The 23960-nt window shown below is 69.2% G+C and carries 25 protein-coding genes and 1 pseudogene; 19 read left to right on the plus strand and 7 right to left on the minus strand.

Annotated features, from left to right (window positions below; genetic code table 11):
* Positions 1-8: 8 nt before the first annotated feature.
* The 3 genes from ABMY26_RS31500 to ABMY26_RS31510 all read left to right on the plus strand — a co-directional run bounded on the left by ABMY26_RS31500 (position 9) and on the right by ABMY26_RS31510 (position 2810).
* The gene (locus tag ABMY26_RS31500; RefSeq protein WP_372400142.1) at positions 9-1433 is read left to right on the plus strand and encodes an MATE family efflux transporter; all 1425 of its coding nucleotides are present in this window, start codon (positions 9-11) and stop codon (positions 1431-1433) included.
* A gap of 73 nt (positions 1434-1506) precedes the next feature.
* Positions 1507-2085: a TetR/AcrR family transcriptional regulator gene (locus ABMY26_RS31505; protein WP_372400143.1), complete on the plus strand. Its 579-nt coding sequence runs from the start codon at positions 1507-1509 to the stop codon at positions 2083-2085.
* A gap of 47 nt (positions 2086-2132) precedes the next feature.
* Positions 2133-2810 carry a TetR/AcrR family transcriptional regulator gene (locus ABMY26_RS31510; protein ID WP_372400144.1) on the plus strand — a complete coding sequence of 226 codons (678 nt, stop codon included), beginning with the start codon at positions 2133-2135 and terminating at the stop codon, positions 2808-2810.
* On the opposite strand, the gene ABMY26_RS31515 is transcribed toward ABMY26_RS31510, so the two are convergent.
* The gene (locus tag ABMY26_RS31515) at positions 2692-2949 is read right to left on the minus strand and encodes a helix-turn-helix domain-containing protein (RefSeq protein ID WP_372400508.1); all 258 of its coding nucleotides are present in this window, start codon (positions 2947-2949) and stop codon (positions 2692-2694) included. The genes ABMY26_RS31510 and ABMY26_RS31515 overlap by 119 nt on opposite strands.
* A 364-nt stretch (positions 2950-3313) precedes the next feature.
* Between ABMY26_RS31515 and ABMY26_RS31520 the strand changes: the two genes are divergently transcribed.
* The 7 genes from ABMY26_RS31520 (at position 3314) to ABMY26_RS31550 (ending at position 13254) form a co-directional block, all read left to right on the plus strand.
* The gene (locus ABMY26_RS31520; protein ID WP_372400145.1) at positions 3314-4666 is read left to right on the plus strand and encodes an efflux RND transporter periplasmic adaptor subunit; all 1353 of its coding nucleotides are present in this window, start codon (positions 3314-3316) and stop codon (positions 4664-4666) included.
* The gene (locus ABMY26_RS31525; protein WP_372400146.1) at positions 4663-7827 is read left to right on the plus strand and encodes a multidrug efflux RND transporter permease subunit; all 3165 of its coding nucleotides are present in this window, start codon (positions 4663-4665) and stop codon (positions 7825-7827) included. The genes ABMY26_RS31520 and ABMY26_RS31525 overlap by 4 nt, the downstream gene beginning before the upstream one ends.
* Positions 7828-7832: 5 nt before the next feature.
* Positions 7833-10937 (plus strand): efflux RND transporter permease subunit, encoded by a 3105-nt coding sequence (locus ABMY26_RS31530; protein WP_372400147.1) that lies wholly within the window; start codon positions 7833-7835, stop codon positions 10935-10937.
* A gap of 250 nt (positions 10938-11187) precedes the next feature.
* Positions 11188-11766 carry an RNA polymerase sigma factor gene (locus ABMY26_RS31535; protein ID WP_372400148.1) on the plus strand — a complete coding sequence of 193 codons (579 nt, stop codon included), beginning with the start codon at positions 11188-11190 and terminating at the stop codon, positions 11764-11766.
* Positions 11767-11786: 20 nt separating this feature from the next.
* Positions 11787-12227, plus strand: a complete 441-nt coding sequence (locus tag ABMY26_RS31540) for a hypothetical protein (protein WP_372400149.1) — start codon at positions 11787-11789, stop codon at positions 12225-12227.
* On the plus strand, positions 12224-12742 hold the full coding sequence (locus ABMY26_RS31545; RefSeq protein WP_372400150.1) for a periplasmic heavy metal sensor: 519 nt from the start codon (positions 12224-12226) through the stop codon (positions 12740-12742). The genes ABMY26_RS31540 and ABMY26_RS31545 overlap by 4 nt, the downstream gene beginning before the upstream one ends.
* Before the next feature lie 257 nt (positions 12743-12999).
* A complete protein-coding gene (locus tag ABMY26_RS31550; protein WP_372400509.1) occupies positions 13000-13254 on the plus strand; it encodes a hypothetical protein in 255 nt (84 codons plus the stop codon).
* Between the two features lie 14 nt (positions 13255-13268).
* On the opposite strand, the gene ABMY26_RS31555 is transcribed toward ABMY26_RS31550, so the two are convergent.
* Both ABMY26_RS31555 and ABMY26_RS31560 read right to left on the minus strand, forming a co-directional pair.
* The gene (locus ABMY26_RS31555; RefSeq protein ID WP_372400151.1) at positions 13269-14036 is read right to left on the minus strand and encodes a YkgJ family cysteine cluster protein; all 768 of its coding nucleotides are present in this window, start codon (positions 14034-14036) and stop codon (positions 13269-13271) included.
* Positions 14037-14056: 20 nt separating this feature from the next.
* A complete protein-coding gene (locus ABMY26_RS31560) occupies positions 14057-14533 on the minus strand; it encodes a YchJ family protein (RefSeq protein WP_372400152.1) in 477 nt (158 codons plus the stop codon).
* Between the two features lie 431 nt (positions 14534-14964).
* Between ABMY26_RS31560 and ABMY26_RS31565 the strand changes: the two genes are divergently transcribed.
* The 5 genes from ABMY26_RS31565 to ABMY26_RS31585 are packed head-to-tail and all read left to right on the plus strand — an operon-like array spanning position 14965 to position 17962.
* Entirely contained in the window at positions 14965-15222 is a 258-nt protein-coding gene (locus tag ABMY26_RS31565; protein ID WP_372400153.1) for a DUF1127 domain-containing protein, read from the plus strand.
* Positions 15223-15226: 4 nt separating this feature from the next.
* Positions 15227-15658 carry a GNAT family N-acetyltransferase gene (locus ABMY26_RS31570; protein ID WP_372400154.1) on the plus strand — a complete coding sequence of 144 codons (432 nt, stop codon included), beginning with the start codon at positions 15227-15229 and terminating at the stop codon, positions 15656-15658.
* A 47-nt stretch (positions 15659-15705) separates the two neighbouring features.
* On the plus strand, positions 15706-16722 hold the full coding sequence (locus ABMY26_RS31575; RefSeq protein WP_372400155.1) for a threo-3-hydroxy-L-aspartate ammonia-lyase: 1017 nt from the start codon (positions 15706-15708) through the stop codon (positions 16720-16722).
* 57 nt (positions 16723-16779) lie between these two features.
* Positions 16780-17571, plus strand: a complete 792-nt coding sequence (locus ABMY26_RS31580) for a PhzF family phenazine biosynthesis protein (RefSeq protein WP_372400156.1) — start codon at positions 16780-16782, stop codon at positions 17569-17571.
* A gap of 7 nt (positions 17572-17578) precedes the next feature.
* Complete coding sequence (locus ABMY26_RS31585; RefSeq protein ID WP_372400157.1) at positions 17579-17962, plus strand: bleomycin resistance protein; 384 nt, start codon at positions 17579-17581, stop codon at positions 17960-17962.
* Between the two features lie 91 nt (positions 17963-18053).
* On the opposite strand, the gene ABMY26_RS31590 is transcribed toward ABMY26_RS31585, so the two are convergent.
* Positions 18054-18530, minus strand: a complete 477-nt coding sequence (locus tag ABMY26_RS31590; protein WP_082109122.1) for a MarR family winged helix-turn-helix transcriptional regulator — start codon at positions 18528-18530, stop codon at positions 18054-18056.
* Between the two features lie 49 nt (positions 18531-18579).
* Between ABMY26_RS31590 and ABMY26_RS31595 the strand changes: the two genes are divergently transcribed.
* From ABMY26_RS31595 to ABMY26_RS31610, 4 genes and pseudogenes are all read left to right on the plus strand, one after another.
* Entirely contained in the window at positions 18580-20085 is a 1506-nt protein-coding gene (locus tag ABMY26_RS31595; RefSeq protein ID WP_372400158.1) for an FAD-dependent oxidoreductase, read from the plus strand.
* Positions 20086-20088: 3 nt separating this feature from the next.
* Positions 20089-20586: a hypothetical protein gene (locus tag ABMY26_RS31600; RefSeq protein WP_372400159.1), complete on the plus strand. Its 498-nt coding sequence runs from the start codon at positions 20089-20091 to the stop codon at positions 20584-20586.
* A 52-nt stretch (positions 20587-20638) separates the two neighbouring features.
* Positions 20639-20968, plus strand: a pseudogene (locus tag ABMY26_RS31605) (DUF4158 domain-containing protein); the annotation flags it as partial.
* Between the two features lie 38 nt (positions 20969-21006).
* Positions 21007-21291 carry a hypothetical protein gene (locus ABMY26_RS31610; protein ID WP_372400523.1) on the plus strand — a complete coding sequence of 95 codons (285 nt, stop codon included), beginning with the start codon at positions 21007-21009 and terminating at the stop codon, positions 21289-21291.
* 37 nt (positions 21292-21328) lie between these two features.
* Here ABMY26_RS31610 and ABMY26_RS31615 read toward each other — a convergent pair whose 3' ends face one another.
* The 3 genes from ABMY26_RS31615 to rpoH are packed head-to-tail and all read right to left on the minus strand — an operon-like array spanning position 21329 to position 23937.
* The gene (locus ABMY26_RS31615) at positions 21329-22357 is read right to left on the minus strand and encodes a MarR family winged helix-turn-helix transcriptional regulator (protein WP_372400160.1); all 1029 of its coding nucleotides are present in this window, start codon (positions 22355-22357) and stop codon (positions 21329-21331) included.
* Between the two features lie 58 nt (positions 22358-22415).
* Positions 22416-22988 carry a GNAT family N-acetyltransferase gene (locus tag ABMY26_RS31620; protein ID WP_372400161.1) on the minus strand — a complete coding sequence of 191 codons (573 nt, stop codon included), beginning with the start codon at positions 22986-22988 and terminating at the stop codon, positions 22416-22418.
* Between the two features lie 58 nt (positions 22989-23046).
* Positions 23047-23937, minus strand: a complete 891-nt coding sequence (gene rpoH / locus ABMY26_RS31625; protein ID WP_372400162.1) for an RNA polymerase sigma factor RpoH — start codon at positions 23935-23937, stop codon at positions 23047-23049.
* Positions 23938-23960 lie beyond the last annotated feature (23 nt).

The following is a 23960-nucleotide window of genomic DNA, read 5'->3' on the forward strand; positions in this document are numbered from 1 at the left end:
GAAATCCCATGACCGCCCTGTCCCGTCAGGAGCCTTCGGCGGCCCCGGCCCCCGCCTACAAAGTGCCGCCCGGCGTTCTCGACGGGCCGGTGGTTCCGACGATGCTCCGCCTCGCGGTGCCGACGATCCTGGTGCTGGTCGTCCAGACTCTGGTCGGGGTGGCCGAGACATGGTTCATCGGTTTTCTCGGGAAGGATGCGCTCGCCGGTGTCGCCCTGGTCTTTCCCGTGCTCATGCTCATGCAGATGATGGCGAATGGCGGCATCGGCGGTGGCGTCTCCTCTGCCGTCGCGCGGGCCTTGGGAGCGAAACGCCGCGAGGATGCCGAAGCGCTGATCTGGCACGCGGTCGTTCTGGCCGGCGCATTCGGCATCCTCTTCACCGCGGCGGCTCTGCTTGCCGGACCGGTCCTCTATCGGGCGATGGGGGGAACGGGACCGGCGCTGGCGGCGGCGCTCACCTATTCCGGGGTCGTGTTCGCCGGCTCCATCCCGATCTGGGTCACGGCCCTGCTGTCGTCGGCGCTTCGCGGCGCCGGGAACGTGAAGGTGCCGGCACGGGTGATCTCCTCCGGCACCGTGCTCCTCATCATCCTGTCGCCCGCCCTGATCTTCGGCTGGGGGCCCTTGCCCCGTCTCGGCGTTGCCGGCGGCGGGGCCGCGGTGGTCATCTACTATCTGTTCGCGGCACTTGCGCTGACGCTTTATCTGCGCTCTTCGAAGAGCCTGCTGAAGCTGAGGGTCGTTCCCCTGCGCACGGTCCTGTTCAAGGACATCCTCGGGGTCGGTTTCCTGTCGGCCATCGGCACCGTCCAGGTCAATCTCACCGTCACCCTGGTCACCGCCGCGGTCGGCCGGTTCGGCGCCGATGCCATCGCCGGGTACGGCATCGCCTCACGCCTCGATTACATCCAGATTCCGCTGATCTTCGGGCTTGGAACCGCCATGGTCACCATGGTCGGCCACAACATCGGGGCCGGGCAGCCGGCGCGGGCGCGTCGTATCGCCTGGATCGGCGCCGCCATCGCCTTCGGGATGACCGAGGTCATCGGCCTTGCCGCCGCGATCTTCCCGCAAGCCTGGATCGGCCTGTTCAGCGATGACCCCGAGGTGCTGGCGATGGGCACCCTCTATCTGCGGACCGTGGCGCCGGTTTACGGCGCGGTCGGGCTGGGGCTGGCGCTCTATTTCGCCAGCCAGGGAGCCAAGCGCGTGCTGTTTCCCGTCCTGGCCGGCACCGTCCGCATGATCCTTGCCGCCTTCATCGGCTGGTCGGCGGTCATCTGGTTCGGTGCCGGACTGTCGACCCTGTTCCAGATCACCGCCCTGGCGGCGGTCTCATACGGCCTCCTGACGGCGGCCGCGATGATCGGCGGAGCCTGGGGCAGGCATCACGCCTCCCATCCGGTGCCCTGGACGCGTCCGGCGGCATAGGCGAGGTGGAGAATTGTGTCCGTCGTCCGCATCTCTTATAGAGGTTGGTTGAAATCTAAAAAGAGGGCATACCATGCGTGTGAGTCGGGTTCAGGCCGAGGAAAACCGGCAGACTGTGATCAACGTGGCGAGCCGTCTTTTTCGGGAGCACGGCTTCGACGGCATCGGCCTCAAGGATCTGATGGAGGCGGCGGGGCTGACCCAGGGCGCCTTCTACAAGCAGTTCTCCTCGAAGGAGGATCTGACGGCGCAGGCTGCGAGCCGGGCGCTGGAGAGCGCCTCCTGCCGATGGACGGCGGTGGCCACGGCAAGGCCCGAGGATCCCCTCGGCGCGGTGGTCGACTTGTATCTCAGCGCCGGGCATCTCGGGGAAAGGCCGGATGGCTGCCCGCTCGTGGCGCTCGGCTCCGACGCCGCCAGACATGGCGTCGAGGTGAAAGCGTCGTTCGAAGCCGGGATCAGGACGCATCTCGACGTCCTCGAACGTCTGATTTCGGAAACGCCGGGCGAGGAGTTCAAGAGCAAGGCGATGGCGATTCTCTCGCTGATGGTCGGTGCGCTGACGCTCTCGCGTGCCGTCAACGACCCCGGCCTCGCCCAGGCCTTTCTGGACACCGCCGCGGCGCATGTCCGGGCCATTGCCGCCGCGTGACCGAGCATGACCATACCGCGAACCGGTCGATTGGAGGGGGGTTTATCATGCCAGTCGGCACATCCGCCCGGCGGACCGCGATCCTGACGATTGCCGGCCGGGCTTTTCTTCGGCATGGCTATGCCGAAGCCTCGATGGACGGCATCGCCGCGGAGGTGGGCGGCTCCAAAAGCACGCTCTATCGCTATTTCCCCTCCAAAGCAGCGCTGTTCGCAGCCTATGTCGAGGAAGTCGGGACTTTGACCCGGGCCGCCCTTGCCACGGTGCAGGTGGAGGGAAAGGAGACCGATGCTGTACTGGAGGACACGGCGCGAGCCTATCTGGACTTGATACTGTCCCCTTCAGCGCTTGCCGTGACCCGCCTCGTGATGGCGGAAACCGGTCGTTTTCCGGAAGTTGGCCGCATCTTCTACGAGTGCGGAATTCGGCACGCGGAACGCCAAATCGCAGCCATATTACAGCGTTTGGCCGAGCGGAGCGGCGTACCCGGCCGGAACTTCCCAGCACTCTCCGGTGCTGCCGCTCATTTCCGGGCTCTCTGTGAAGCCGGACTGCATGAGGGATACCTGTGGGGTGTATACGAATCGGTTTCCCGCGAAGACGTTGCTAGCGTTGCCCGGCAGGCGGTAGCTTGCTTCCTGCAAGGCTGTCTGGGGCAGATCGAGCTTGGCGCTCAAGTCGGCGTGCAGCCATATGCCGCCTGGGATCGGGGCCGGCCAGGATGAGGGCCTTGAGCGTCGCCTGCTCGCCGTCGCCCAGCCACCCCGGCCCGCCGGGCAGTGGGCGGTCGTAGAGCCCGGCTACGCCTTCCGCGTTGTAGCGCGCCACCGCGTCGCGCCGGGCTTGGCGGTCCATGCCGGACAGCCGCGCCGCTGGCGCTCAGCTCTTCCCGGATCGGCAACGCCGCCGGCATTCGCTCCTCCCAATCCTGACGGAGAATCGAATCGCGGATCGCTCGCCTGGGGAATCCCCCTCGGTGAGCCAGCACTTCCGCTCCCCGGTATCGGACGCTCGGGATCGCCGCCGAGCCGGTCGCCCGCGGTTGGAACGGGACCTTCATTCCGGCCGGATCTTGCAGGGCGCTGGAGCGCCGATACCTGTCGACGTATGCCGGCGCCAAAAAAATCGGCACCGTCCCCCGACGAATCCGCGGCGCCGCCCCGTATCAAGGAGCAGACAGACAGAGCGGGGCGGCCCTGCGGCCGTCCGGACAAGCGTCGGGACAGTCATGACGATTCGTTGGAAGCCGGTGGTGACCGGTGTGATTCTCGCCGGTCTGGTCGGCGGCGTCGGTTACGCGGTCCAGCTCAAGCTGACCGCCCCGGCGGTTCCCCATGCCGCCGGGGCCGGCGGCCCGCCGCCCGGCCCGCCCGGCGCTCCTCCAGGGGGAGCGGGGAGCGGGCGCGGCGCCGTGGTGGCGGTGCAGGCCGGCACCGTGGCGCGCGAGGACGTGCCGATCTGGTTCGACGGCATCGGCACGGTCCAGGCCTTCAACAGCGTCACCGTGCGCGCCCGCGTCGACGGCGAGCTGCAGCGCGTCTCGCTGCAGGAGGGGCAGCTGGTCAAGGCCGGCGACCTGCTGGCGACCATCGATTCCCGCCCGCTCCAGGCCCAGTTGGCGCAGGCGGAGGCGAAGAAGGCGCAGGACGAGGCGCTGCTCGCCAACGCGCGGCGCGACCTGGAGCGCAACATGAACCTGAAGGAGTTCGCGTCGCGCCAGACGGTCGACACCCAGCGCGCGCTGGTCGCCCAGTACGAGGCGCAGATCCGCGCCGACGAGGCGTCGATCGAGGCGGTGCGGGTCCAGCTGAACTATACCGCCGTCACCGCGCCGATCAGCGGCCGCATCGGCCTGCGCGCCGTCGACCAGGGCAACGTGGTGCGGGCCAGCGACCAGAACGGCATCGCCACCATCACCCAGATCCAGCCCATCGCCGTCATCTTCACCCTGCCGGAAAAACAGCTTCAGGCCATTCTCGCCGCCCAGGCCGAAGGCCCGGTCAAGGTCGAGACGCAGGACCGCGAGGGCCGGCGCGTGCTCGACACCGGCAAGCTGGCGGTGGTGGACAATCTGATCGACAGCGGCACCGGCACCATCCGCCTGAAGGCCGAGATGCCCAACGACCCGCAGAAGCTGTGGCCGGGCCAGTTCGTCAATGTCCGCCTGCTGTCCGCCATCCGCCGCGGCGCCACCACGGTGCCGGCGACGGTGGTGCAGCGCGGGCCGCAGGGCACCTACGCCTATGTCCTCAAGGACGACCTGACGGTCGAACAGCGGCCGATCAGGGTCGCCCGCCAGGAGGAGAACAAGGCGATCGTCGACGAGGGGCTGACCCCCGGCGAGCGCGTGGTGGTGGACGGCCAGTACCGGCTGCAGCCCGGCTCCAAGGTGCGGATCGTCGAGCCCATCGCCTCGGCGGCACCGGCAGGAGCGGCCTCCACCCCCGCCCCCCTCACCGCCCCCGCCGCAACGCCGGACAACGCCCCCGCCGCGCGCGAGGAGCGTAGGCGGGAGCGGCAGCCGCATGACGGCGCCTCTCCGGGCAGCGCCGGCCCGCGCGACGGGCGGCAGCCCTCATGAACATCTCCGCCCCCTTCATCCTGCGGCCGGTCGCCACCGGGCTGCTGATGCTGGCGGTCGTGCTGCTCGGCCTGCTCGGCTACAGCGCGCTGCCGATCTCGTCGCTGCCGACGGTCGATTTCCCGACGGTGCGCGTCACCACCCAGCTGCCGGGGGCGGCGCCCGACGTGATGGCGTCCTCCGTCACGGCACCGCTGGAACGCCAGCTCGGCCAGATCGCCGGCATCTCCTCGATGATCTCGACCAGCTCCTTCGGGCTGTCGGTCATCACCCTGCAGTTCGACCTGACCCGCGACATCGACGCCGCCTCGCAGGACGTGCAGTCGGCGATCAGCGCCGCGTCCGGCACGCTGCCCAAGGGACTGCCCAATCCGCCGGTCTACGACAAGGTCAACCCGGCCGACACCCCCGTCATGGTGCTGGCGCTGAGTTCGGAGTCCCTGCGGCTGGAGACGGTCAGCGATGCCGCCGACACGCTGCTGGCGCAGAAGCTGTCCCAGGTCGAGGGTGTGGGCTATGTCGGGATCGAGGGCGGCCTGCGCCCGGCCGTGCGCGTGCAGGTCAACCCGGCCGCCGTCGCCGGGCTCGGGCTGACGCTGGAGGATGTGCGGACCACCATCACCCAGGCCAACGTCAACGCGCCGAAGGGCAGCTTCGACGGGCCGCGCCAATCCTGGTCGATCGGCGTCAACGACCAGATCGAGACCGCCGCCGCCTACCGCCCGATCATCGTCACCTACAAGAACGGCGGGCCGGTGCGGCTGAGCGACATCGGCACCGTGGTCGATTCGGTGGAGAACACCCGGCTGGCGGCCTGGCATGACGGCAAGCCGGCGGTGCTGCTGAACGTGCTGCGCCAGCCCGGCGCCAACATCATCGACACGGTGGACCGCATCCGCGCGCTGCTGCCGTCGCTCCAGTCGACGCTGCCGCCGCAGATCCACATGGCGGTGCTGACCGACCGGACCGAGACCATCCGCGCCTCGGTGGTCGACGTGCAGAAGACGCTGGTGCTGACCGCCGGGCTGGTGGTGCTGGTGATCTTCCTGTTCCTGCGCAAGGCCTGGGCGACGGTGATCCCGGCGGCGGCGCTGCCGCTGTCGCTGATCGGCACCTTCGGCATCATGGCTCTGTGCGGCTTCAGCCTGGACAACCTGTCGCTGATGGCGCTGACCATCGCGTCGGGCTTCGTCGTCGACGACGCCATCGTGATGATCGAGAACATCGTCCGCCACATCGAGAAGGGCGAGAAGCCCTTGCAGGCGGCCCTCAAGGGCGCCCGCCAGATCGGCTTCACCGTGGTGTCGCTGACCCTGTCGCTGATCGCGGTGTTCATCCCGCTGCTGTTCATGGGCGGCGTGGTCGGCCGGCTGTTCCGCGAATTCGCCATCACGCTGTCCATCGCCGTGCTGGTGTCGGCGGTGATCTCGCTGACGCTGACGCCGATGATGTGCGCCCGCCTGCTGAAACCGGAAACCGAAAGCAAGCCCAACGCCCTGTTCCGCTGGACCGAGCGCGGTTTCGACGCCCTCTTGAACGGCTATGCCGCGTCGCTGCGCGTCGTGCTGCGCCACCAGCCGGCGACGCTGGCCGTCACCATCGCCACGCTGGTGGCGACGCTCTATCTCTACGACGTCATGCCCAAGGGCTTCCTGCCGCAGCAGGACACCGGCGTCATCGTCGGCGTGACCGACGCCGCCCCCTCCATCTCGGTCAAGGCGATGGCGGAGCGCCAGCGCGAGGTCGCCGACATCGTCCGGCGCGATCCCGACGTCGCCGGGGTGGCGAGCTTCGTCGGCACCGGCACGGTGAACGCCACCACCAACACCGGCAGCCTGACCATCTCGCTGAAGCCGCGCGGCGAGCGCGGCGCCTCGGCGGAGGAGATCATCGCCCGGCTGCGCGACGCCACCTCCGGCCTGAAGGGCGTCTCGCTGTTCATGCAGGCGGTGCAGGACGTGCAGATCGACAGCCGGGTCAGCCGCACCCAGTACCAGTATGTGCTGCAGGACGCCGACCCGCAGGAGCTGGAACGCTGGACCCCGCGCCTGCTCGACGCGCTCCGTGCCCGGCCAGAGCTGACCGACGTCGCCACCGACCAGCAGCCGGACGGGCTGCAGGTCTACCTCACCATCGACCGCGACGCCGCCAGCCGCCTGCACGTCCTGCCCCAGGCCATCGACGACACCCTCTACGACGCCTTCGGCCAGCGCCAGGTCTCGACCATCTACACCCAGACCAACCAGTACCGGGTGATCCTGGAGGTCGAGCCCTCCTTCCAGATGGACCCGGCCTCGCTGTCCAAGATCTATGTGAAGTCCAGCGGAGGGGGTGTCGTGCCCTTGGGCGCCGTGGTGTCGGTGGAGCGCCGGACCGCCCCGCTGGTCATCACCCACCAGGGCCAGTTCCCCTCCGTCACCCTGTCCTTCAACGTGGCGCCCGGCGTCTCGCTGGGGGCGGCGGTGACGGCGATCCAGCAGGCGCGCGACGGCATCGGCATGCCGGCCACCGCGACCGCCCGCTTCGCCGGTACCGCGGCGGAGTTCCGCTCGTCGCTGGACACCCAGCCATGGCTGATCCTGGCGGCGGTGGTCGCCGTCTACATCGTGCTGGGCGTGCTGTACGAGAGCACGATCCACCCGATCACCATCCTGTCGACCCTGCCCTCGGCCGGCATCGGCGCCCTGCTGGCGCTGATGGCGACCGGGCACGACCTGTCGCTGATCGCGCTGGTCGGCATCGTGCTGCTGATCGGCATCGTCAAGAAGAACGCGATCATGATGATCGACTTCGCGCTGGAGGCCGAGCGCCACCAGGGCATGGCGCCGGAACGCTCGATCTACGAGGCGTCGCTGCTGCGCTTCCGCCCGATCATGATGACGACGATGGCGGCCCTGCTGGGCGCCCTGCCGCTGGCGCTGGAAACCGGCACCGGATCGGAGCTGCGCCGGCCGATGGGCATCGCCATCGTCGGCGGGCTGGTGCTGAGCCAGGTGCTGACGCTCTACACCACGCCGGTCGTCTATCTCTACATGGACCGGCTGGGCAACCGGCTGGGCCGCTGGCTGCGCCCCGGACGCAAGGCGGTGGCGCTGCCGGGCAACGACCGCAAGCCCGACACCGCGCCGGGCAGCACGCCCGGCCAAGCGGCGGCGGAGTAACGGCCATGGACCCGTCCAGGATGTCGCTCTCCACCCCCTTCATCCAGCGCCCGGTCGGCACCTCGCTGCTGATGGTCGGGCTGATGATCCTCGGCATGGTCGCCTACCGCTTCCTGCCGGTGGCGCCGCTGCCGCAGGTGGAGTTCCCGACCATCGTCGTCACCGCCTCGCTTCCCGGCGCCAGCCCGGAGACGATGGCCGCCTCGGTCGCCACGCCCTTGGAACGGCGGCTGTCCCGCATCGCCGGCGTGTCGGAGATGACCTCGAACAGCAAGCTCGGCAGCACCTCGGTCGTCGTGCAGTTCGACCTCGACCGCGATGTCGAGGCGGCGTCGCGCGACGTCCAGGCGGCCATCAACGCGGCCGGCGGCGACCTGCCGGCCGACCTGCCGAGCCCGCCCAGGATGCGGCGCATCAACCCGGCCGACGCGCCGGTGATGACGCTGGCCATGACGTCGGCCACGCTGGCCCCGGCCGAGCTGTTCAATCTGGCCGACACCATCATCGGCCAGCGGCTGAGCCAGATCGAGGGGGTGGCCCAGGTTTCCATCAACGGGGCGGAGAAGACGGCGGTGCGGGTGCGGGTCAACGCCACCGCCGCCGCCAACATGGGCGTCAGCCTGGAGACGGTCCGCAGCGTCATCTCCCAGGCCAATGCCAACGGGCCGAAGGGCAGCTTCGACGGCACGCATGAATCCTGGTCGATCGGCGCCAGCGACCAGCTGTTCGGCGCCGATGCCTACCGCCGGCTGATCGTGACCGAGAAGAACGGCGCCACCGTCCGGCTGGGCGACGTCGCCGAGGTGGTCGAGGCGCCGGAGAACAGCCGGACCGCCGCCTGGCAGGACGGCCAGCGCGCCGTCCTGATCAACATCCAGAAGCAGCCGGGCTCCAACGTGGTCGACACGGTGGATCTGGTGAACGCCGAGCTGCCGACGCTCCGCGGCTGGATGCCGCCGGGGGTCGTCCTGTCGGTGCGCACCGACCGCACGCCGACCATCCGCGCCTCCATCGACGACGTGCAGAAGACGCTGGCGGTCACGGTGGCGCTGGTGGTGATGGTGATGGCGCTGTTCCTGCGCCGGCTGTGGGCCACGGTCATCCCGGCGGCCTCGGTGCCCCTGTCGCTGGCCGGCACCTTCGGCGTGATGTGGATCGCCGGCTACAGCCTGGACAATTTCTCGCTGATGGCGCTGACCATCTCGGTCGGCTTCGTGGTCGACGACGCCATCGTCGTCATCGAGAACATCGTCCGCCACATCGAAAAGGGCGCCAGGCCCTTCGAGGCGGCGGTCAGGGGGGCGCGGCAGGTCGCCTTCACCGTGGTGTCGATCAGCCTGTCCCTGATCGCCGTCTTCATCCCCATCCTGTTCATGGGCGGCATCCAGGGCCGGCTGTTCCGCGAGTTCGCCGTGGTGCTGTCGGTCGCCATCGCGGTGTCGGCGGTGGTGTCGCTGACCCTGACCCCGATGATGTGCGCCCACCTGCTGGAGCCGGAGGCGGAGCGCAAGCCCCCCGGGCGCCTCGCCCGCGCGCTGGCCTGGATCGGCGACCGGCTGTTCGGCCTCTATGCCGACGGGCTGGACTGGGTGCTGGTCCACCGCCGCACCATGCTGCTGGCCACCGCCGCCATCGTCGGCATCAGCGTCTGGCTCTACGGGCAGGTGCCGAAGGGCTTCGTGCCGCAGCAGGACACCGGCCTGCTGATGGGGTTCAGCGACCCGCCGCCCGACATCTCCTTCAAGGCGATGGTGACGCGCCAGCGCGCCTTGCAGGAGGCGGTGGCCGGCGACCCGGCGGTGGAGAGCGTCGGCGGCACCATCGGCGGCGGCGGGCCCGGTGGCAGCTATTCCGGCCAGATCAACATCGCGCTGAAGCCGAAGGCCGAGCGCGACGACCTCGCCACCGTCACCCAGCGGCTGCGCCAGCGCGCCGGCCGGGTGCCGGGGGTGCAGCTGTACCTGATGCCGGTGCAGGACATCCGTGTCGGCGGCTTCCAGGGGCGCAGCCAGTACCGCTACAGCCTGCAGGACGCCGACATCGGCGCGCTGAACGACTGGGCGCCCAAGCTGGTGGAGAAGATGCGCACCCTGCCGGAGCTGGTCGACGTCGCCAACGACCGCCAGAACGGCGGCATCAAGGCCGACCTGATCGTCGACCGCGACGCCGCCTCGCGCCTGGGGGTGTCGCTGAGCGGGCTGGAGGCGGTCCTGTACGATGCCTTCGGCCAGCGGCAGGTCTCGACCATGTATCTGGCGCAGAACCAGCACAAGGTGGTGCTGGAGGTCGATCCATCCGAGGCGCTCGGCCCCGACGACCTGAAGCGCATCCATGTGGCGGGAAGCGGCGGCATGGTGCCGCTGTCGGCGGTGGCTCGCGTCGCCATCGTCAACGACGCCTCCAGCATCCAGCACCAGAGCGGCTTCCCGGTCGCCAACCTGACCTTCGACCTCGCCCCCGGCGTCTCGCTGTCCCAGGCGACGGAGGTGATCCAGCGCGCGGCGGAGGACATCGGCATGCCCGCCAGCATCCGCGCCGGCTTCCAGGGCGACGCCAAGGCGTTCCAGCAATCCTCGTCGAGCCAGCCGCTGCTGATCCTGGCGGCGCTGATCACCATCTACATCGTGCTGGGCGTGCTGTACGAAAGCCTGATCCACCCGCTGACCATCCTGTCGACCCTGCCGTCCGCCGGGCTGGGGGCGCTGATCGCCTTGATCCTGACCGGCTACGACCTGTCGATCGTGGCGCTGATCGGCATCGTCCTGCTGATCGGCATCGTCAAGAAGAACGCGATCATGATGATCGACTTCGCGCTGGAGGCGGAGCGGACGCGCGGCCTGTCGCCGCTGGAGGCGATCCGCGAGGCCGGGCTGGTCCGCTTCCGCCCGATCATGATGACGACGATGGCCGCCTTGCTGGGCGCGGTGCCGCTGGCCTTCGATTATGGCACCGGCGGCGAGATCCGCCGGCCGCTCGGCATCGCCATCATCGGCGGCCTGCTGGTGAGCCAGCTGCTGACGCTCTACACCACGCCGGTGGTCTATCTGACGCTGGAACGGCTGGCCCTGCGGCGCAACCGCCGCGGCGCCATCGCCGCCCCGGCGGAATAGGAGGCGGCGCATGGGCGCGGTGCTCCTCGGGGATAAATGCCCTCTCCCGCCCCGGGAGAGGGAGGGGACCCACAAAGTGGGGAGGGTGAGGGGTGTCCCAAGGCTCCTGAACCGCATGGCTTCTTGGATCACCCCTCACCCTTCCCAAGCTCCGCTTGGGCCCCTTCCCTCTCCCGGGACGAGAGAGGGAGGTGCATTCGCACCAGGCTGGCACCCCCTTGCACTGTTGGGCATAGTTCTGGCCCACGGCATGAGCGGACCCCCGGTGATCGAGGCCAGCGACAGCGACGGTGAGGGCGACGACGCGCTGATGGGGCGGGTTGCCGGCGGCGACGCCGGTGCCTTCGACCGGCTGGCCGCCCGCCACATGCGCCGCGCCGTGGCGCTCGCCCAGCGGATGACCGGCAACCCGTCCGACGCCGACGAGATCGCGCAGGAGGCGTTCCTGCGGGTCTGGCAGCATGCCGGCCGCTGGGACGGCGGGCGGGCCGCCTTCACCACCTGGCTCTACCGCATCGTGATGAACCTCGCTATCGACCGCGGCCGCCGTCCCGGCTGGTCGCCGCTGGAGGAGGCCGGCGACCTGCCCGACGAGCAGCCCGACATCGTCGCCCGCATCGCCGAGCGCCAGACCGCGGAGCGGGTCAACCGGGCGCTGGCCGCCTTGCCCGACCGCCAGCGCGCCGCGGTGGTGCTGTTCCACCAGGAAGGGCTGAGCCTGCGGCAGGCCGCCGAGGTGCTGGCGATGGGCGAAAGCGCCTTCGCCTCGCTGCTCGCCCGCGCCCGCGCCGCGCTGAAGACCGCGCTTGCCGGCGGAGATGGCCCATGAGGCCCGTGAAGGAGGATGGAATGACCGACGAAGACTTCCTCCGCCATCTGGACGCGCATGGAGCATCCCCGGAACGCTGGCCGCCGGAGCTGCGCGCCGCCGCCGAGGCCGCGCTCGCCCGCTCGCCCGCGCTGCGGGCGGCGCGGGAGGAGGCGCAGGCATTCGACGGTCTGCTGGCCGGCACCGCGCCCGAGCCGGCGGACGCCCGCATCGACCGCCTGCTGTCCGCCGTCGGCGAGGCCGCGCGGGCAATGCCGCAGGACGGGCTGACGGTGCTCCTGCTCGGGCGGATGCCGCGGCGGGCGGCGGCCGGGCTGTCCGTCGCCCTGCTGGCGCTCGGCTGGATGGCGGGAAGCTGGATGGCCGGCAGCCTGTCCGGCCCCGCCGCCCTGTCGCCGCCCCAGGAACTGGCGCTGCTGCACGAGAATGTGGTCACGCTTTTCGACGGAGACTCCCGATGAGCGGTTCCGCCGCCTCCCGCCGCGCCCCGCCCCGCGCCCTGCCCCGCATCCTGGCGCCCTTCCTGCGGCGCCCGGGGCTGCGCGCGCTGGCGCTGGCCTCGCTGGCGCTGAACCTGTTCCTGGCGGCGATGCTGGTCGCCACCTTCCGCGACCCGCCCCCGCCGCCCTACCGGCCGATGCCCGACCGCTTCGTCGAGCATATGGCCGCAGACCTGTCCGATGCCGACGCCGACCGCCTGCGCGCCGCCTTCGAGCCGCTGCGCCCGCGCTTCGACGCGCTGACCCGCGAGTACCGCGACGCCGGGGAGCGGGTGCGCGCCCTGCTCCAGGCCGATCCGGTCGACTACGACTCCCTGCGCAAAGCGACCGAGGCCGCCCGCGCCAAGCGCCGCCAGATGGGCGAACTGACCGAGGAAACCGTCCTGTCGCTCCTGCCCGCCCTGTCGCCGGCCGGGCGGCTGCGGCTGGTCGGCGGGCCGGGGGCGGCAGGAGCGCCGGGGGCGCCCAAAAAATAGGCAAACCCACTCATCCACAGGCCGGACAGGCCGGCCGGAAGGGTGGCGACGATTCTGTTCGGGGATTGCGCACACATCTATCCACAGATTCTGTGGAGAAGAAAACCGACGAAAATTTTATCCACACAAATTCACATTCTATCATCCCCAGCTTTTGTTGCCCGTCCGCCGGACGATCCTTGTATCCACTGCCGATCCGGCATATCCAAATGACGAGGCCAATTCATGTAGATTGGCAAGATTGGTGGGTGATCGTCATGATCGGAGATCCGTTTCATCCAAAGAAGGCGACGATCTCTTTGCGGGTAGATCGCCGGGTCAAAGATGTTGCCAAGAATTACGCACGTCAGCGGCAGACGCCTCTGGCCGAGGTCATGCGCGACCTCTTGGCCCGCTACGTCGCCGAATGCGCGCGGGAGAATGCCCAGGCGAGCCCGGACCTGTTGAAGGAGAGGCCGGCGCAATATGTGGATTTCGCCAAGCTGGAAGGCCTGATGGGCCGGCAGGAGTAGGGTCCGCGCGACACCTATGGCGCGGCGGCCCGGCGGGCCATGCTGGCCATCTCCTTGCCCCAGGCCACATAGTGGCGGCTGTATTCGGCCAGGTCCGGGATTCCGGCCGTCTTCGCCGCGAAGGCGGCCAGCACCGGCTCCTGCCGGGCGGCCAGCGCGGCGGCATCGGGCCGGCGCGTTGCGGTCAGGAAGGAACTGAGGCTGGTGACCACGCTGCCGCCCCGCCCCGCCGCCGCCTTCTCCAGCCCGTCGAGCAGCCAGGGCATGTATTTCAGCGCATAGTCGGCGTAGCCGCGCAGGATGGCGGCCTGGCTCCGGAGCTGGTCGTGCTCGCGGTCGAAGTCGGCCCGGTCGACGATGCGGCGGTCACGGTAGACCACCGGCGCCGCCGCCGAGGTGTCGCAGGCCCAGCCCTTGCGCGGCACCAGCATGTCCGCCTGGTCCGGCTCGTCGCGATAGGGATAGAACGGCATGGTCCGGCAGCGCGACGGCTTGTCCGCGTGGATGTTGCAGCGGCCGTCGGCGGCCAGCTCGGGACAGGGGAAGGACGGCGGGATATACATGGTCGGCGCGATGGTCACGGCCAGCGTCTTGCGGTCGCGCAGCCGCACCGTGGTGCCCAGCCCGGCCGTTCGCGCGAACGCCTTGGCACCCTGGCGCACCGGCGTCCACAGCATCGCCAGCGGAAAGCGCCCGGCATGCGCCACGGCATCCTCCAGGGTCAGCGGCAGCCAGCCATGGCAGCATGCTCCGCAGGCCGTGCAGGCGAATCGCTGTTCCATCGACGCCTCCCATCCGCGGCTCAGGCGCCGCAGCACTTCTTGTGTTTCTTGCCCGACCCGCAGGGGCACGGGTCGTTGCGGCCGATCTTGACCACATGGCGCGGCGGCGCTTTCGGGTTGACCTCCCCCTCCACATACAGCCACCGGCCATCCTCGTTGCGGAAGGAGGCGCGTTCGTGGTGGACGAGATCCTGGCCGTCACGCCGGAAGCGGATGCGGAACTCCACCGTGGCGCCGCCGTCCCCGGCCTCCGTGGCGTTCAGCACCTCCAGCCCCTGCCATTCGGCCTCTTCGGCCAGCCGTTCGGCCTCGGCACGGTTGAAGTCGTCGCGGATTTCGGGGGCGTGCGTGCGCTCGACATGGTCCAGGTCGCCGCGAGCGTAGGCGGTGTAGCGGGAGCGCATGAGCGCTTCGGCCGTCGGGGCGGGTGCACCGGCGATGATCGGGCCGCAGCACTCGTCGAACGCGCGGGCGGAACCGCAGGGGCAGTTGGACACCGGAACGATCCTTCCACAGGGTTGGCTACAAGGGATGCAGGCTACAGGCTCGGCGGCCTTGGGCCACGTGATGCGCATCGCGCTCCAGCATGGCGGCTTCGGCATGGCAATGGAAGGGGGCCCCGGAGTCGCCGAGATGTCTTCATATCGAGGGTGACAATCCGGATTGTTACCGGACCGGCTTGCGGTGTCGGGCGCACCGGCCGGCAGGATCCCGTCCGGCTCCTTGAACCTCCCCATTTCTTCCAGTGTCCCGGCACTTCCGCCACGCTACGGAAATCGTCTCTGTGGCCGAAAAGATACATCCGATATCGGAAATGTCATGGTGACAATATTCGATTTGACCCCGACGATTACGTCTCCATAATCCTGATTGTCTCGATTGTTCGAGCAACGTGTGCCAGACGATGGCCCGATGAATGGAGAGTTCGATGCCCCACACCGACGTGACCCGCAGCTCCGGTTCGTACCTGGCCGCCCATGGCGCCGTCCCGGCCGCCGACCGCGCCACCCGTCGTGTCGCCGGGACCTTCTTCGTCTGGCGGTTGCTCGACCTGCTGTTCTCCGCGCTGGAGCGGCGCAAACAGCGCAATGCCCTGATGGGGCTGGACGACCATCTGCTGAAGGACATCGGCGTCAGCCGCGCCGAGGTCGAGCAGGAAGTGTCGAAGCCGTTCTGGCGGGGATGAGACGATGGCCGACCAATCCCTTCCGATCCAGTACGCCGTCGAATACGCCGTCGAACCGGACCTGACCGCCGACGCCTTCATCGATGTCCTGGAACGCTCCGGGCTGGCCGAGCGCCGGCCCGTGGGCGACCGGCCGCGGGTGGAGGCGATGCTGCGCAACGCCGGCCTGATCCTCACCGCCCGGGCGGACGGCAGGCTGGTGGGCGTGGCCCGCTCGATCACCGACTTCGTCTATTGCTGCTACCTGTCCGACCTCGCCGTCGACCGCGCCCTCCAGGGGCGCGGCATCGGCCGGGAGCTGATGCGCCGCACCCGCGACGCGATGGGGGAAGGCACCATGTGCCTGCTTCTGTCGGCGCCCAAGGCGATCGGCTTCTACGAGCAGGCCGGGCTGAAGCGGCACGAGCAGGCCTTCCTGTTCACCGACCTGGAATAATCCCTTTCGCCCCCAGTCCCTTTCGCCCAAGACGGAGCACCGCCGTCATGCCTGACACCATCGCGACGGCCACCGGGGCCGACACCGCCGGCCTTGCCATCTCCTACGCCGACGTGGCGGCGGCGGCGGAGCGGATCGCCGGCGTCGCCCACCGCACGCCGCTGCTGACCAGCCGCACCGCCGACACGCTGACCGGCGGCGAGCTGCTGTTCAAGTGCGAGAATTTCCAGCGCACCGGCGCCTTCAAGATCCGCGGCGCCTACAATGCGGTGTCGCGCTTCACCCCGCTCCAGCGTGCGGTCGGCGTCGTCGCCTATTCGTCCGGCAACCATGCCCAGGCGCTGGCGCTGGCGGCGTCGATGCTGAAGGTGAAGTCCACCATCGTCATGCCGCAGGACGCCCCGGCGGCCAAGCTGGCGGCCACCCGCGGCTATGGCGCCGACGTGGTGCTGTACGACCGCTATGCCGAGCCGCCCGACGCTGCCGTCGCCCGCGTGCTGGAGGAGCGGGGCGGCGTCCTGATCCCGCCCTTCGACCATCCGCATGTGATGGCCGGCCAGGGCACGGTCGCCAAGGAGCTGATCGAGACGGCGGAGGAGATGGGCGGGCCGCTCGACCTGCTGGTCGTGCCGACCGGCGGCGGCGGGCTGCTGTCCGGCTGCCTGGTCGCCGCGAAGACGCTGAACCCCGGCTGCCGCGTCGTCGGGGTCGAGCCGGAGGCCGGCAACGACGCCCAGCAGAGCCTGCGCAGCGGCGCCATCGTCCGCATCGACGCGCCGAAGACCATCGCCGACGGCGCCCAGAGCCGCGCGGTCGGCCAGCTGACCTTCCCGGTGATGCAGCAGCTGGTCGACGACATCGTCACCGTCACCGACGCCGAGCTGGTCGAGGCGATGCGCTTCTTCGCCGCCCGGATGAAGATGATGGTGGAGCCGACCGGCTGCCTTGCCGCCGCGGCGGTGCTGTCCGGCAGGTTCGATGTCCGCGGCAAGCGGGTCGGCATCGTCGTCACCGGCGGCAACGTCGACCTCGCCCGCTTCGCCTCGCTGGTCCAGGCGGCCTGACCGGCGCCCCGCCCCACCGCCCGTCCTTCACATCTTCGCCCCTTCAGGGAGCCACCGATGCGCCTGCCCATCTATCAGGTCGATGCCTTCACCGACCGTGTCTTCGCCGGCAATCCGGCGGCGGTCGTGCCGCTGGACTCCTGGCTGCCCGACGCGCAGCTCCAGGCCATCGCGGCGGAGAACAATCTGGCGGAGACCGCCTATTTCATCCGCAGCGGCGACGGGTTCGAGCTGCGCTGGTTCACCCCGGCGGTCGAGGTCGACCTGTGCGGCCATGCGACGCTGGCGACCGCCTTTGTCATCTCCACCATCCTGGAGCCCGGCCGCGACCGCATGGAGTTCGCCACCCGGCAGGCCGGCGTGCTGACCGTCACCCGCGACGGCGACCGCTACACCCTGGACTTCCCCAGCCGCCCCGCCGGCCCGGCGGAGCGTCCCGACCCCACGCTGTTCGCCGCGCTGGGCGGCCCGGCCCCCGCCGCGGTGCTGCGCGGGCGCGACTATCTGGTCGTCTACGAGTCGGCGGACGCGGTGCGGGCGCTGACGCCGGACATGGCCCTGCTGTCGAAGCTCGACCTGTTCGCGGTCTGCGTCACCGCTCCCGGCGAGGACGGCGTCGATTTCGTCTCGCGCCTGTTCGCCCCGGCCCAGGGCATTCCGGAGGATCCGGTCACCGGCTCCACCCATTGCATGCTGACCCCCTATTGGGCGGAGCGGCTGGGCAAGACCGTGCTGAACGCCCGTCAGGTTTCGGCCCGCGGCGGCGCGCTGCTGTGCGAGCTGGCCGGCGACCGGGTGAGGATCGGCGGGCAGGCGGTGCTGTATCTCGAAGGCTCGATTTTGGTATGAGGGCAGGATGACCGTCCGGTTCGAGCGCATAGCACCGATTCTGCCGGTCCGCGACGTGCGCGCGGCGCTCGACCATTACCGGCGGCTCGGCTTCGAGGTGACCGCCTACGGCGACGACGCGGATCCCGTCTACGGCTTCCTCGCCTGGGGCGACGTCAGCCTCCATCTGGCGCGGGTTCCCGATCTGGATCCGGCAAACTCGGCCGTGGCCTGCTACCTCTATGTCAGCGACGCCGACGCGCTGCATGCCGCGTGGCAGGCCGCCGGAACCGGCGGCCGCCTGACCGCGGTCGCCGACACCCCCTATGGACTGCGTGAGTTCGCCCATATCGATCCGGACGGCAACCTGCTGCGGGTCGGTGCGGCGGCAGGAGGGACCGCCGATGGCTGACGACACCGTCCTTCCCTTCTCGGGGTAGACCCAACAGTCGTGTCACCAGGGGCCATTTGGAAAGCGGTATGGAAAGGCGACCGAGCCGAGCTTATTCCGGCGCGGCGTTAAGGCTTTCGGCGAACTTGTTCATCAGCCGGACCAACTCGGCCACGTCGAGCGGATCCCAATCCGCGAAGATCGCACGCCCCAGCCGTTCGCGAGCGGCATCGACCGCCTCCGTCATGGCTTTGCCCTCGGGTGTCACCACGGCTTCGCGGACACGCGCATCCCTAGCGCCTGCCTGACGCCGCACGAGGCCAAGGTCATCGAGCTTAGCAACTTGTCGGCTGACCGTCGTGTAGTCGCGTCCGATCCGGTCAGCGAGGTCCACCACGCCGATCGGTCCGAACCGCTCGATGCCGACCAGCAGAGGAAACAGCGCGCGGTCGAGCGGGATGCCCGCCGCGCGCACCATCGCCTCGTCGCGCTGCGGGCGGTTCATCACCGCCAAGATGTCGAGCAACGCGGCGTGCAGCATGCGGATCTGCGCGCCTATGAGTGCATTTTGCACATTGTTCGTTGACACCGGCCCACCCTTCTGATTTTATATGCATATTACACGCAATGAGGCCGCCATGACAAACACATTCACCGCCGACGTGGTCGTCTGCGGGGCTGGCGCCGCCGGTCTCGCGCTGGCCATCGACCTTGCCAGGCGGGGCGTCAGCTTCCGTCTGATCGACAAGGCGGGGACTCCGTTCGGCGGCTCGCGCGGCAAGGGCATCCAGCCCCGCACGCTTGAAGTGTTCGAAGACTTCGGCATTGTCGATCGCATCGCGGCGGTCGGCGGGCGCTACCCGACCCAGCGTGAATACCGGCCGGACGGCACGCACGCGGACAAGGCGATGTTCGCCGACGCGGTGGCCTCGTCGGACGAGCCGTACCGTGTTCCGTTGATGGCGATGCAGGGCCGGACCGAGCAGGTGATGCGCGAGCGTCTGGCCGAGCTGGGCCGCCACCCGGAATACGGCTGCGAGCTGAAGGCATTCACCCAGGACGCCGAGGGCATTACAGCCAGCGTTGTTGGAGACGGCGGCGAGCAGATCATCCGAGCCCGCTATCTCGTTGGCGCCGATGGCGGTCGCAGCTTCGTGCGCCACGCGCTTGGCACCGGGTTCCCCGGCAAGACGTTGGGCGTACGGGCCGTGGTGGCCGATCTTACCCTGTCAGGTCTCGACCGAGCGATCTGGCATCGCTTCAACGACGGCGACATGGCCCGCCAGATGGCCCTCTGCCCGCTGGCCAAGACCGACCTGTTCCAGTTGCAAGCCCCGATCCCCGCTGAAGGCAATCCGGATCTATCCGTGACGGGCTTGCAGACCTTCGTCACGGCCCGCGCGCCGGCGGGGTTCGACATCGTGGTGCACCATGTGTCCTGGGCCTCCGACTACGTCATGAACGCGCGGCTGGCGGACACCTACCGCACAGGGCGGGTGTTCTTGGTCGGGGATGCCGCGCACATCCATCCCCCAACCGGCGGACAAGGCCTGAACACCAGCGTGCAGGATGCTTACAATCTCGGCTGGAAGCTGGCAGCGGTGCTGGCGGGCGCGCCCGATGCACTGCTCGACACCTATGAGGAGGAGCGTCGGCCGATCGCCGCGGCAATGCTGGGGCTATCCACGGGGCTGCTCGAAGCGGCCAAGCGTGGGGACATGCGCCGGGGCCGCGAGGTGCAGCAGCTCGATCTGGCCTATCCAACCTCCTCGCTGGCCTGCGAAGCCCCTGAGCGACGCGGCGGTGTCCTCGCTGGCGACCGTGCGCCGGATGCACCACTCACGGGGGCTGGCGGGCAGCCGGTGCGACTGTTCGAACTCCTGAAAGGCCCGCACTGGACGCTGATCGGCTACGAGGCAGACCGCACCGCGCAAGCGCCTCGACAGGGGTTGCGCATCCACGCCACCGGCCCCCGTGGCGATCTAACCGACACGCACGGTCATTTCCGCGACACATACGGCCTCAAGCAAGGGAATTGGGTTCTGGTGCGACCGGACGGGTACATCGGCGCGATCGTCTCGGCGGAACATACCGGCGACCTCGAAGGCTATCTGCGTCAGGTCGGTGTGGGTAGGGAGGCCTGAGCTATGGCGCAGCGGTTCACCGTACGCACCTGGGCGACGCCCCTCACGATCGGCGCATTCTTCCTGATGGCAGCCACCGGCGTGCTGATGTTCTTCCACATCGAGGGAGGGCTGACGACAGTGGTTCACCAGTGGTGTTCCTGGCTGTTCCTCGCCGGAGCAGTCGGACACGTCGTCGCCAACGTGAAGCCGTTCAAAAACCACTTCCGCTCTCCGTTCGGACAGGCGTCTGTCGCCACCTTTAGCCTGATCCTGGTCGCGTCGTTCTTCACGTGGGGGACTATCACCGGGCCACGCCTGCTAAAGCCCGTGCAGCAGGCAATAATGACGGCTCCCCTGTCGGCCCTGGCAGCGATGACTCAGACGCCGCCGGAGGTGCTGTTGCGGCGGTTCGAAGCGTACGGCATCCCGGCCACGGGCCAGCAATCGGTGCGGGACTTGGCCACGCGCGACCACCTCAACCCCAACCGGCTGCTCGGTTTGGTATTTCTGCCGGAATGATGCATCGGACATCTTGATTTCTGCACTGGCCGCAGCTTCGGAGATCCAGGACGTGAGCGTCGATGACGGCACCGGCGCGGAGCTCTGGCTGCTGACTGCGGCCGATCGGGCCCTCGTTCGAGAGAAAAGCCGGGCCAACCGCCTTGCCTTTGCCGCGTTGCTACTGTTCCACCGAGCCCACGGCCGGTTTCCCAGAAGACCGACGGACATCGATGCCACGACGGCGGAGCATGTGGCCCAGCAACTTGGCATCGAAGTCCTCCGCGACCTGTGGCATCCGGCGACGGACCGGACCTGGAAGCGGCACCGTGCCGAAATCCGCACCCGGCTCGGGTATCGGGAGCCGACCGTCGCCGACACCGAGGCGCTCGAGGTTTGGCTGTGCGATCGGGGGCGAAGGTGCGCACGGATGCCGATCACTTGGCCTCTCTCCTCATGGGCCGCTGCCGCGAACTGCGGATCGAACCGCCGGCTCCCAAGCAGGAGAATGTCCAGCTCTCCTCCTTCGGCCGCCGCTTCCATCCCGTGGTCAGCGCCAGCGGCGACCCGGCCGACATGGTCGCCGGCACCCTGTTCGAGATCGCCGCCGCAGAGCTGGCCGCCGCAGAGCTGGCCGCCGCCGATTCCTACGAGGTGGCGGAGTACCGGCGCGTCCCCGCCCGCCTCGCCTCCGGGGCGGACGCCTGGGTCTATGTGAAGGCATGACGCCATAGGGGCATGACGCTGTAGCGGCGAGGCGCCGTCAGCAGCGGCGGGGCCGGACGAAACACTGCTCGATCACTTCGGTCCCCCATTGGCTGCCCGGCCGCTCGTCGGCCAGGGCGAAGCCGGCCGCTTCATAGAGACGCCGGGCGGCATCCAGCCCGCGGAAGGTCCACAGCCGGGTTTCGCCGAAGCCGCTGCGGTCGACGAACGCCATCGCCTCGTCGAGCAGCCGCCGGCCGAGGCCGCCGCCGCGCCGCCCGTCCTCGACGATGAACCAGCGCAGATGGGCGATGCCGGGCGCGGGCGCGTCGCCGGACAGATCCTCGCCGTCGATGGCGAGGGTGCCGACGATGCGGTCGCCGTCCAGCGCCGTCCAGACGGCGTTGCCGGGACGGTCGAGCCGCGGCACGAACTCCGCCAGCCCGGCCGCGACCTTGCTTTCGAAGGCGGCGCCGAAGCCATGGGCGCGGGCGTAGAAGCGCGCATGCATCTCCACCGCCCGGCCGATCAGTCCGGGCCGATGGCCCAGTTCGATGCGCAAGGCCGTGAGAGCGCTTGCCGCCTGCCCGCCATCCTCCGCGGCCCGGCGGGCCTGCAGGGCGCCGGCATACAGCCGCAGCCCCTCCACCACCACGGCATGATCGGCGGCGGGCAGGCAGGCCAGGGCGCTGCCGACCTGATCATGGGCGAAGGCATCGATGGCGGTGAGCGTCCGCCGCCCCTGCGCGGTCAGGGTGAGCCGTTTCGCCCGCCCGTCGGTCTCGCTGCTGCCCTCCGCCAGCTCCCCGGCGCCGACCAGCTTGCGCAGCATCCGGCTGACGCTGGATTTCTCCAGGTTCAACCGCTCGCACAATTCTGTCGCGGTCAGCCCGTCCCGCCCGCCGATCTCGATCAGCGCATGCACCGCCGACGCCGGCAGCTCGGTTCCGGCCAGGGTCGCCTTCATGAAGCCGAGTTCGCGCACGATCCGGCGCGACGCGTCGCGGATCGGCAGGACGGCATCCCCGGCCGCGAAGGCGGCATTGGATGTGGATCGGGCAGGCACCGGCATGGCGGCTCCGGACATGGTTGCACCATACAACTATGTCCGGACAGGAGATGTCTGTAAAGGCGCGGGCGCGGTCTCACATGATCTTTTCGAACCGGAACATCTCGCCGCCGCCGGGCAGGCCGGACGGGCCGGGCGAATGCGGGTCGGGATGACGGGCGCTGAAGAACTCGACGATCTTGAAACCGCACTTGTTCACGTAGAAATGGATGTTCCGTTTCTCGAAATAGGGCGTGTGCGTCTGCCAGACGACGGTCCTGGGAAACATCCGCTCGATCGCCGTCCAGGCCTCGAAGCCCAGGCCGCGGCCATGCTCCCGCGGGGACAGGAAGAAGAGGTCCAGCGCGTTGCGGTTGGTGGCCTCGTCGATCACGACGACGGCGCCGCCGACCCTGCGGCCGTCGCAGAGGATGTGCAGGAGCATGGTGCCCGGCGCGGTGATGGAGTCGTCGAGATCGCTGCCGGACGGGATCGAACCGTCCGGAAGGGAGCCGAACTCCTCGATGACGGCGACCGCGAAGGCCGCCTCCATCTCCGTCTTGAAGTCCGGCAGGTCGCGGGAGTCGACTCCCGCGAGCGTGACCTGATTGCCCTGCATTTTCTTGGTCTTGAAATTCTCGTGATGCCGATGGGCGGGACGATCGCGCATCGGCGATGCCCCTGCCCCGACGAAGCGGGCGGCCCGGTCCTGCCTTGCAGGCCCCGCCTTACGCTTCCGTCTCCATCTTGCGCTCCACCGCGGCGGCCCGGATCGCCTTCTGCAGCTTCTCGAAGGCGCGGACCTCGATCTGGCGGACACGCTCGCGGCTGATGCCGTATTTCTGCGACAGATCCTCCAGCGTCGTCGGCACCTCGCGCAGGCGGCGCTCGGTCAGGATGTCGCGCTCGCGGTCGTTCAGCGCGGTCATCGCGCCGGCCAGCAGCTCGCGCCGCTTGCCCAGCTCCTCGCGGTCGGCCAGCGAGATTTCCTGGCTGGCGGTCTCGTCGACCAGGAAATCCTGCCATTCGCCCTCGCTTTCGGCGCGCAGCGGCGCGTTCAGCGAATGGTCGGGGCTGGCGAGGCGCCGGTTCATGTTGACGACGTCCTGTTCCGGCACGTCGAGCTTGGTGGCGATGGCGTGGACCTGCTCGGGCGACAGGTCGCCCTCCTCGATCGCCTGCATCTGGCCCTTCAGCCGGCGCAGGTTGAAGAACAGCTTCTTCTGGGCGGCCGTGGTGCCCATCTTCACCAGCGACCAGCTGTGCAGGATGTATTCCTGGATGGCGGCGCGGATCCACCACATGGCGTAGGTCGCCAGCCGGAAGCCGCGGTCGGGGTCGAATCGCTTGACCGCCTGCATCATGCCGACATTGCCCTCGGAGATCAGCTCCGACAAAGGCAGGCCGTAGCCGCGGTAGCCCATGGCGATCTTGGCGACCAGCCGCAGATGGCTGGTCACGAGCTGGTGGGCGGCGCCGGAATCCTCATGCTCCTGCCAGCGCTTGGCAAGCATGTATTCCCGCTGCGGCTCCAGCATCGGGAACTTGCGGATTTCCTGGAGATAGCGGGACAGGTTGCTTTCGGACCCGATCGCAGGAACGCTGGACGCCGTCGCCATGGCTCAAAACCCCCTCTTCGACG

The organism is Azospirillum sp. HJ39, assembly GCF_041507355.1.
GTDB lineage: Bacteria > Pseudomonadota > Alphaproteobacteria > Azospirillales > Azospirillaceae > Azospirillum > Azospirillum thiophilum.